Consider the following 2,413-nt stretch of genomic DNA (forward strand, 5'->3'; position numbering starts at 1 on the left):
ATCACCACGTTGCGGCCGCGGGGAAGAGGCTGGGTCAGTAAGGCAACAGCCACGTCCAGGAGTTCCATCGTCGTTTCAGTACGGATTACACCGGCTTTCTTGAATGCGGCTTCATAAATCATGGTCGAACCTGACAATGACCCTGAATGGGATATGATGGCGCGGGCTGCGGCATCCGTTTTGCCAGGCTTGAGGGCAATCACCGGCTTTTTTAAGGTCACCGGCTTGACCTTCTCCACAAACCGCTGGCCATCGGTCAAACCCTCGATGTAAACCATAATGACCCTGACCGAGTCGTCATATCCCATGTACTCAATATAGTCCTCAATCTGGATATCGGCAGTACAACCACAGCTAACATAATATCGAAACCCAATTCCTCGGGAGAAGGCGTCCGCCACCAGAGCGCCGCCGACATTGCCACCTTGTGAGATCAAGGCCAGAGGACCTTTCTTAATGGGCAAAGGGAACATAAAGGCCGTCAGATTTGCCGCCGCGCTCCACATCCCCATACAGTTGGGGCCGACTAGGCGAAGGCCGCCTCTGCGAGCTACTTCTACCACCTCATCTTGCAGCGCCCTGCCATGAGCTCCGACCTCGGCAAAACCTGCGGTAATGATCACGGCCGCCTTCACTTCTTTTTCGATACAATCCTCCATTACTTCGGCTACTTTGTCTGGAGGAATCACGATGACCACAAGATCTACCATTCCGGGAATGTCAGTTACCTTGGCATAGGCCGGGTAGCCAAGGATTTCGGTGTCGCGGTTGTTGACAGCAAAAAGATCACCCTGAAAGTGTCTTATCAAGCTGTAAAAGGTTGAAAATCCCCATTTAGTCAGATTATTTGTAGCGCCGATGACAGCAACCGATCGAGGATGAAACAGCGGTTCAAGTTCTGCAACAATTTCTGGCTGACTCATATTCCCTCCAATTAAAAGCCGATCTTCAAGAGCGATTTAAAATAAGGAAAGTATTCTTTTTAAGCATACTGCGAAATGTTTTGATAGTAAAGTTCGGCTAGGAAAGTTTCAAGGAAATTGGAGAAATGTAAAGAGCTTTTCCAAAGAAGCCTGATTTCTATGCTCTTCTTGAGAAAGGCGCGAGAGTATTTTAATCACTCAGGAGTTATCAGTCCAGAACCAGAGCATTGTTTCCCTGTTTTCTGCGCTTGAACATCATGAGGCTTGGAGATTATACCTTTAGGCCAGATGATACCGCGCCTGAATCAAGTACACCCTGCTTTCACAATTTTTTTCATAATAAGCCGGGTTATCCAGGTTTTTTTTGAGTTATCCGCGCGGCTAAGAATGCCTGCTAGGAAGAATGTATTAGTCCCCATTATTTTTCTAGTACTTTTTTCTTAGCCAACACATTAAAAAACATAAAAAAATCATACTATCTTCCTATTGACCCCTTTGAATCAATTAAAATAGAATTTGTTTAATTGAATTGAATGAATTGATATGGAAAAAGTGAAATTTTGTGACGGAAAGTAAAGAACCAGTCTCCTGAAAAAGATCGGGTTTTAAAAAACTGAAATAGTTATTTAACCTTACAAACAGCTCTTTCCGAGAAAGTGGAGAGTGAACAATGAAACAATCTACGATGCCGGGAGAAAAAAGCCTGGGAGACCAAAGGTATGACTCTCTGACATCGGAGGATAGATTGAAAGGGTTATTCTCCTTTGTTCGCTGGGCCTTGGGGTGGAAGTTCAGAACTAGTCAGATGCCTGAGGAAGAAGCAACAGAGGAGGAAGCGCTTTCCTTGGTGCTATCCTGGGAAGAGGAGGAATTGACCCCTCGAGAGATGGAATGTCTGGAATGGGCGATAAATGGAAACCTCACTGCGACATGATAGATGTCTGATGTTGATTTTGAAAAAGCATCCTGAGCTTATAAAAAATATAAAAATTTTTAATGAAGGAATCTCTTGATATCTGACAAAGAAAAAAGAAAGGTGGAAAGATTCTTACTCGAACTGCCGGGTCAAATCTCGGTAGTCGAAGATAAGGATCAGAGAATTCTAGAGCTTTTAACCAGGGATGTCTGTGCTGGTGGCGCCTTTTTTTATACAGATCAGCCTCTTCCTGTCGGCACAGAGGTCAAGATTGACCTGGTTCTTTTGATAGAGAGGCTGAAAAAGCTGTCAGGCAGCAAGGCCCTGCTAAAGATATCGGGGAAAGTCATCCGGCACGAGGGAAATGGGATGGCGGTCTGCTTTGAAGAAGACTACGATATTTCGCCTTTGCCGAAGAAAAAAAATGAGGCCGGGCTTTAAATTCGTAACACCGAAGATAACCGGGGGAGTGTGACTAAGGGAACACCTTAGCAGTAACTCCCTGCTGGTACTTTTTTCCTAGCCCCAAAGAGGTAAAAATCATACTTTCTTCCTATTGACAGGGATTAAATAT

Annotated in this window: 3 protein-coding genes; 2 read left to right on the forward strand and 1 reads right to left on the reverse strand. The window is 44.9% G+C overall.

Annotated elements, in window-relative coordinates; translation table 11 throughout:
- The coding region (locus JRI95_16990) for a CoA-binding protein (GenBank protein MBW2063242.1) at positions 1 to 923 on the reverse strand (923 nt) is incomplete at its 3' end.
- A 670-nt stretch (positions 924 to 1,593) separates the two neighbouring features.
- Here JRI95_16990 and JRI95_16995 point away from each other — a divergent pair.
- Positions 1,594 to 1,857 carry a hypothetical protein gene (locus JRI95_16995; protein ID MBW2063243.1) on the forward strand — a complete coding sequence of 88 codons (264 nt, stop codon included), beginning with the start codon at positions 1,594 to 1,596 and terminating at the stop codon, positions 1,855 to 1,857.
- Positions 1,858 to 1,959: 102 nt separating this feature from the next.
- Entirely contained in the window at positions 1,960 to 2,280 is a 321-nt protein-coding gene (locus tag JRI95_17000; GenBank protein MBW2063244.1) for a PilZ domain-containing protein, read from the forward strand.
- Positions 2,281 to 2,413 lie beyond the last annotated feature (133 nt).

Source organism: Deltaproteobacteria bacterium, from assembly GCA_019308995.1.
Lineage (GTDB): Bacteria > Desulfobacterota > Desulfarculia > Adiutricales > JAFDHD01 > JAFDHD01.